Here is a 6,365-nt window from a genome sequence, read left to right as displayed (position 1 = left end):
CCGATTGACCCCCATCGAATACGAGACCATCATGAAACCGGCCGTGAGCCTCGCGGCCTGACACCACAACTGTCACCTGATCATGCGGCAGTCCCAAGCTTTGTCAGACACTCCCTAGCTCGTGTCTGCTGGGAGGGTTCGCGCCGGGTCGGGACACTGTGATCGCCGCGCTTTGGAGCGCGGTCCGGGCGCACGTTTCGATGAACTCGCGATCGGCTCTGTGAGCGATCAGCTGCTCGATGCCCTCGGAGCGGATGATCTCGAAGATGAGACCAGACATGAAGGCGTCGCCTGCTCCGACCGTGTCGGCGACGCCAGCCGGCTCAGCAGGGATGTCGCGGAAGACATCACCGGATGCGACGCTGCATCCGCGCTCGGCGCGGGTAAGGACGAACAGCGTGACTCCAAGCGATGCGTACTGCTCGGCGATGGCGTGCCTGCTTCTGCCAGGGTAGAGCCAGGAGGCGTCCTCTTCGCTCATCTTCACGACGTGGGCGAGGGAGGCGAAGCCCTCCGTCTGGCGTCGCGCAGCCTCGAGTGAAGGGGCCAGCGATGGCCTGATGTTGGGGTCGAAGGTAACGAGTACGGAGGAAGAGAGGTGACTCAGCATGGATTCGACGCTGCTCGCGCCGGGTTCGAGGATAGTGGCGAGAGAGCCCGTGTGCACCAAGAGTGGGTCCTCGGGCCAGAACTCTTCGAGCTGCCACTCGACGTCGAACTCGTAGCTCGCGGAGCCGTCGACGTCGAGGCTCGCGCGAGACGTCGCGGTGCGCTCCGATGCCGAGCTGCCCGGATGCACTGCTACTCCGGCTTCCGCGAGGTGGCTTCGGATGAGGTCACCGTTCCGGTCGTCGCCGATACACGTCGCGAGCTGGGTGGGGAGGCCGAGCCGGCCGAGGCCGACAGCGACGTTCAGCGGGCTCCCGCCTGGATGGACTGATCGACGTCCCTCCGCGTCGAGGACCGCATCGACCAGCGACTCGCCAATGACCAGTGCGGACGCGTTAGGTCCTTGCTCGTCTCCCTGATTCACGGTGGGTCCTCTCTGCGTGGGCGTTGCGTGGGGGTGTCCTCGTGGCTCGCAGAACGAGGCCGCGGTATTCGAGGTCGCGTGTCACGGAGACCCGGACTCTCGGCTATGCCATGGGGCCCGGGTCGCGGCTGCCTACCTCGGCCTGCGTTCCTGCGGGGATCCGATCTTTCCGTCGACGCCGATCGGGAGGTCGAGGTACCAGTAGGCGACGCTGGCGACGTCGTCGTTGCGCTCGAACAGCCCGTTGTCCCAGTCGCCGATCATCTGCTGGGTGACCCGCAGGTCCTCGGCGAAGTGGATCGGGTCCAGGAGGTGCCAGCGGTACATGTCGAACTGCGGTGGCATGGCGCGCTCGTAGTTCGAGAACTTCGTCGTCTCCTTCGTGGCGACGCGGGTGAGGCCGAAGGAGTGGCTGGAGTACGTGATCGGCACCGGCTCAGGGTCCTTGTGCAGGCCGTCCTGGAACGCCCAGGATCCACCGACGTAGTCTTCGAGTCCGGTGCTGGTCAGCGAGGGCCACTGCTCGTCCCCGTCGACGAAGAACTTGATCTCGCCCTCGCCCCACCAGTAGCGCTCCAGGGACGTCACCGAGAAGAAGGTGCCCAGGTAGACGCCGCGCCCCTGGACCGTGTCCAGTACGACGTGGTCGTTGCCTGCACCGAGGTCACCGTTGGATCGCCGCCACTGCGCGTGGAAGTAGCCGGAGTCCTCGCCGACTTCGTCCCCGGTGGTGGCATCGACCTGGTAGAAAAACCCCTTTACTGTGTCGGGATGCTCGCTGACGACGACGACCCTCGCGCGAGTACGGAACGGCATCGCGAGGTAGGAGTTGAAGCCGGAGTTCGGCGCGACCACGATCGGCAAGGACTCGACCCTGCTGGAGACCGCGCCGCCGCAGCAGAAGAAGTCCCCCAGCGGGGCCACGACGGACGGGACCGGCGAGTCGTCCCAATACATCTTCAGCACGAGATTGCGGTATACGAAAGGATCCACCTCGGTGATCGCATTGCACGTGATCCAGATATGTCGGATGACCCCGGGGCCCTCGACATCCGCGAGGACCAGTTCCTGACCGGGGCTCAGGTCGACCGCTGGCGCTCCCTTGCGGCCGACGCCGAGGAGCGAGGCGGCCTGCGCTGCCGCCCCTTTGAGACCCTGCGGGTTCTCAGCGTTGAAAGCGCGGGAGGTGATGCCGCGCTGCATGCGGATTGGGTCGAACACGTCGAGCACGTGGTGCTCCTTCTCACGTAGTAATCGTGCCCAGGGCTGCCGGAATATCGACTCTGGATTGGGCGAGGAGGGACCATTGACCTCTGCGGCAGACTGGCAAGATCGCTGCACATCCCTTCGCGGGGAAAGGTAGAAGCGTCAATCGCTTGACGCAAAGCTGGGGCACCGCAGTGGGAGGTGGCGACGAAATCGACCGACGTGTCGGACCATCGATCAGCTCTGGGCTCCTACCGCAGGATTAGTTGTGTCGCGATGCGGGACGCCTTCACCGGCGCGTCGTCGTTGGCGATCCGCCTCAGGAGCGTGTGCGTGGCTTCCGTGCCTAGGGCAGCGGCGTCCTGGGCGACAACGTTCACTCCACCGCACACCACTTCGGCGAGGGGGAAGTCGTCGAAGGCGATGAAGGAAGCGGCTCCAGCATCGAAGCCGGCTCGGATCATGGCGAGAGTGGACAGGGAGTTGCCGGAGACGAAGGCCGTCGGTGGGTAGGGGAGTTGGGCGAGCCAGGCGAGGTGTCGGCGCGTGCGTTCAGCGTCAGGCTGACGTTCGTAGATGAGCGCGCGATCTTCCGCCACCCCGTGGCTGGCCAGTGCCGCCCGGTACCCCTCCAGCCGCTCTGCCTCGGCGAACACCTCTGGGGCGTCGCCGACGTAGGCGATCCGTCGATGGCCCTGGGCGAGCAGGTGCTCGACGGCGTCCTGCATGCCTCGCCCGTTGTCGGACAGGACAACGTCGGTGCGCTCACCGGGCAGGGGGCGGTCCACGCACACCACTGCGGTCCGGCCCATCCAGCGCAGGAGCCGCGGCCGCGGGGTACGAGTGGGAGCGAGGACCACGCCGTCGATCTGGCGAGCGGCGAGCGTCGCGAGGATCTCGGCCTCGCGCACGGGATCCCCCAGGCTCGAGGAGACGATGACGACGGTGCCGTCGTCCACGGCGTGCTCTACAGCGAGCGTCACCTGGGCGGCGAACGGCTCGGAGATGTCCTCGACCACCACCGCGATCGAGCGGGAGCTCGCCCGCCGCAGGCTCTGCGCGGCCGGGTTGGGCCGGTAGGACAGCGCCGCGATCGCGGCGAGGACCCGCGCGCGGGTGCCCTCAGCGACGTACCCGTCCCGGTTCATCACGCGTGAGACCGTCTTGGTGCTCACGCCCGCCCGCTCGGCGACGTCTCGGATCGTCGCTGGGCGATTCCGGTTCATGAGCGGACTCTGCATGAAGCCTCGAACAGGCAAGATGCCTCAGGGCCGACCTTAAAAGATGTCACCGTTGTCATGTCCTCCCACCTGCCTCATCACGTCCTAAGCCCAGTTGACAACCCTCATTCCGCGTCTTCGTCACTGGTCATGGGCGGCAGTCCCTTCGAGACTTGAGACAAGGATGTCATGCAATCGGGCACAGTCGCCTGAGATGACGTCGAGGCCATTGACGAGGAAGTGAGGGAGCATGCGACGACGCAGCTTCTTGGCCGCCGGGGCCCTGGGCCTCGCAGGCATGACGAGCGCATGCGGTACGACGGAGACAGGTTCCGCCAGCGACCTGCAGTTCTTCAACGACGCCGCGTCGTGGGAGCCCGGGTACCGCGCCGCCGGCGACGCGCTCCGCAGGCGAACGGGATGGGGCCTGTCCCCGCAGACGATCCCGAACGCCTCCTCCTACGAGCAGGTGATCCGCTCGCTGCTGCAGACGAAGAACCCGCCGGACCTCGTCAAATGGGGGAGTGGCTACCGGATGAAGGACCTCGCGCGGACCGGGTCGCTGGCCGACCTCGGCAGCGCCTGGGACTCGTCGGTCGCGGCCGGCTGGCTGGACGACGACATGCGGCAAGACTTCACGTACGACGGGGGCATCTACGGCATGCCCCTCATCCAGGGCTACTACGCCATGTTCTACAACCTCGAGGTCTTCGCGCGCCTCGGACTCGAAGCCCCCGGCACGTGGGACGAGTTCCTCGCGGTGTGCAGAGCGCTCAAGAAGGGCGGCGTGACGCCGATCGGCACCACGCAGATGAACATCTGGCCCGTGGCGAACTGGTTCAGCATGCTGGCCTCCGCCTACGACACTGACTGGTACCGCGCACTGTGCCGGAACGAGGCCTCCTTCTTGGACGACCGGGCGGTGGGCCTGATGGAGCTGTGGCAGAGCATGATCCGAGACGGGCTGCACACCAGCGCGGACTCGGTCGGCGACAATTTCCCGTCCATGCTCGCCAACGGCCGCATCGGCATGCAGCCCACCCCGGTCAGCTGGAGCACCCAGTCGATGGAGCTTGCGGGCATGGCCCCCGGGACCGGGTTCGACGCATTCCTCCTCCCGGCCGTGCAGGCCCCATCCCCGACGGTGGTCACAGAGATCGCGGGGCTCGTGGTCCCCGACCGCTCGCGCCACCGCGCCGAGGCGACGGAGGCGCTGGCGTCCTGGCTCTCCCCGAAGGTGCAGGAGCCCTGGTCCGACTTTCTCAACGGATCCAGCGCGAACCCGAAGGTCACCTGGTCCGATCCGATGAGCCAGCGCATCAAGGAGACGATCCTCGGCGAAGGCTTCGAAGTCGTCAACCGGTACTGGGAGAACTCGCCGCCACCGCTCGTGGTGGGAGTGACGCAAGACTTGGGCGGCTTCATGGCCGACCCCTCGGACCCGCGGGGCGTGCTGGAGTCCCTCCAGCGCAAGGCCGAGTCCGAATGGTCCTACTGGCAGGAGGCGACACGATGAGCGCTCTGACCGACCGCGGCGAGGCACTGTCCGCCCAGCGTCGCCGTGACCGGGTGGTCCGCGGCAGACCGCGCCTGCTGTTCCTCGCTCCGGCCGTAGTGCTCGTGGGCCTGCTCGCGCTGCTGCCCTTCGCGCTCACCGTCGGGCGCAGCCTCCTTGACGACGCCGTGGTCGACCCGGGCTTCGCCGGCCTGTCCAGCTACGCCCGCCTGGTCACCGATCCGGTGATCGTGCGTTCCAGCGTCAACACGCTGTTCTGGCTGGTGGGAACCGTCGTCATCCCCGTGGGTCTGGGGCTGGCGATCGCCGCCCTGACGAACTCCGTCCCGTGGGGCAAGTACGCCCGCCTCGCGATCGTCCTGCCCTACGCCCTCTCGGGGACCGCGGTGGCCGTGGTGTGGAACTTCGTCCTTCAGGACGACGGTGCGCTCAACTCGCTGCTGCGCGGCATCGGCCTCGACGCACTCGCCCAACCTTGGCTGCTGAACTGGCCCGGCAATACGATCGTCCTGATCATCGCCAACTCCTGGCAAGCCACAGGGGTCGCCGTCATCCTCTACCTGGTCGGACTCCAAGGCATTCCGCGAGAGACCATCGAGGCCGCAGCGCTCGACGGCGTCGACGGCATCCGCCGATTCCGGCTGATCGTCGTGCCGCAGCTGCGCACCTCGACCGCGGTCGTGATGGGCATCAGTCTCGCCAACGGCCTGAAGTCCTTCGACCTGATCTGGGTCCTCACCAACGGCGGCCCCGGACGCGCCACCGAAACCCTGGCGGTGTCCATGTACTGGCAGAGCTTCGTCCTCCAGCGGCCCGGGTCGGGAGCCGCCATCGCCGTGGTCCTGACGATCATCGTCGTCGCCGTCTCCGTCGCCTACCTGCGCAAGCAGCTGCGCACGCCCTGAGGAGCATCCCGTGAAGACCCTCCGATCCCTCGTTGTCGTCCTGCTCGCGCTGATTTGGTTCGTCCCCACCTACCTGATCGTCGTCAACGCCTTCACCCCCAACGATGCCTACACCGGCGACGTCCGCTGGCTGCCCGGCGGCGTGGCCATCTTCGAGAACATGGCCGCGGCATGGGACGCCGCGCAGCTGGGCCCGTCGATGCTCAACAGCCTCGCCTACGCCGTGGTCGCCGGTTGCCTCGCCGTCCTCGTGGCCGCCTTCGCCGGGTTCGCGCTCACCGCGATTCCCGGCGGCCGGCGCGTCCTCTGGTTCTGGCTCATCTACGCCGGATCCTTGTTCCCCGCGCAGGCGTTCCTGCGGCCGCTGTTCACCGGCTACGCCGAGACCGGGTGAATCGCCCCGGGTCTGGTGGAGGCTCTGAATCCACGGGAGGATGAGGAGCATGGCAGCACCGAGGAAGTACCCGGACGAGCTTCGGGAGAGG

At 67.0% G+C, this 6,365-nt stretch carries 6 protein-coding genes; 3 read left to right on the top strand and 3 right to left on the bottom strand.

Annotated features, from left to right (window positions below):
- Positions 1 to 103: 103 nt before the first annotated feature.
- The 3 genes from ACFQ53_RS17635 to ACFQ53_RS17625 all read right to left on the bottom strand — a co-directional run bounded on the left by ACFQ53_RS17635 (position 104) and on the right by ACFQ53_RS17625 (position 3,465).
- Positions 104 to 1,033, bottom strand: coding sequence for a carbohydrate kinase (locus tag ACFQ53_RS17635; protein ID WP_377862271.1), 930 nt, complete (start codon positions 1,031 to 1,033; stop codon positions 104 to 106).
- Positions 1,034 to 1,165: 132 nt separating this feature from the next.
- Entirely contained in the window at positions 1,166 to 2,263 is a 1,098-nt protein-coding gene (locus tag ACFQ53_RS17630) for a glycoside hydrolase family 172 protein (RefSeq protein ID WP_377862269.1), read from the bottom strand.
- A gap of 227 nt (positions 2,264 to 2,490) precedes the next feature.
- On the bottom strand, positions 2,491 to 3,465 hold the full coding sequence (locus tag ACFQ53_RS17625) for a LacI family DNA-binding transcriptional regulator (protein WP_377862267.1): 975 nt from the start codon (positions 3,463 to 3,465) through the stop codon (positions 2,491 to 2,493).
- Between the two features lie 244 nt (positions 3,466 to 3,709).
- On the opposite strand from ACFQ53_RS17625, the gene ACFQ53_RS17620 reads away from it, so the two are divergent.
- From ACFQ53_RS17620 to ACFQ53_RS17610, 3 genes are read left to right on the top strand one after another with little or no spacing between them, the layout of a single operon-like run.
- Positions 3,710 to 4,975 carry an ABC transporter substrate-binding protein gene (locus ACFQ53_RS17620; RefSeq protein ID WP_377862265.1) on the top strand — a complete coding sequence of 422 codons (1,266 nt, stop codon included), beginning with the start codon at positions 3,710 to 3,712 and terminating at the stop codon, positions 4,973 to 4,975.
- A complete protein-coding gene (locus ACFQ53_RS17615; protein ID WP_377862263.1) occupies positions 4,972 to 5,880 on the top strand; it encodes a carbohydrate ABC transporter permease in 909 nt (302 codons plus the stop codon). Before ACFQ53_RS17620 ends, ACFQ53_RS17615 begins: the two co-directional genes overlap by 4 nt.
- 10 nt (positions 5,881 to 5,890) lie before the next feature.
- The gene (locus ACFQ53_RS17610; protein ID WP_377862261.1) at positions 5,891 to 6,274 is read left to right on the top strand and encodes a hypothetical protein; all 384 of its coding nucleotides are present in this window, start codon (positions 5,891 to 5,893) and stop codon (positions 6,272 to 6,274) included.
- The last annotated feature ends 91 nt before the right edge of the window (positions 6,275 to 6,365 follow it).

It is taken from the genome of Brachybacterium sp. NPDC056505, assembly GCF_042794925.1.
Taxonomy (GTDB): domain Bacteria; phylum Actinomycetota; class Actinomycetes; order Actinomycetales; family Dermabacteraceae; genus Brachybacterium; species Brachybacterium kimchii.
This window is presented reverse-complemented; position numbering and strand designations above follow the sequence as displayed.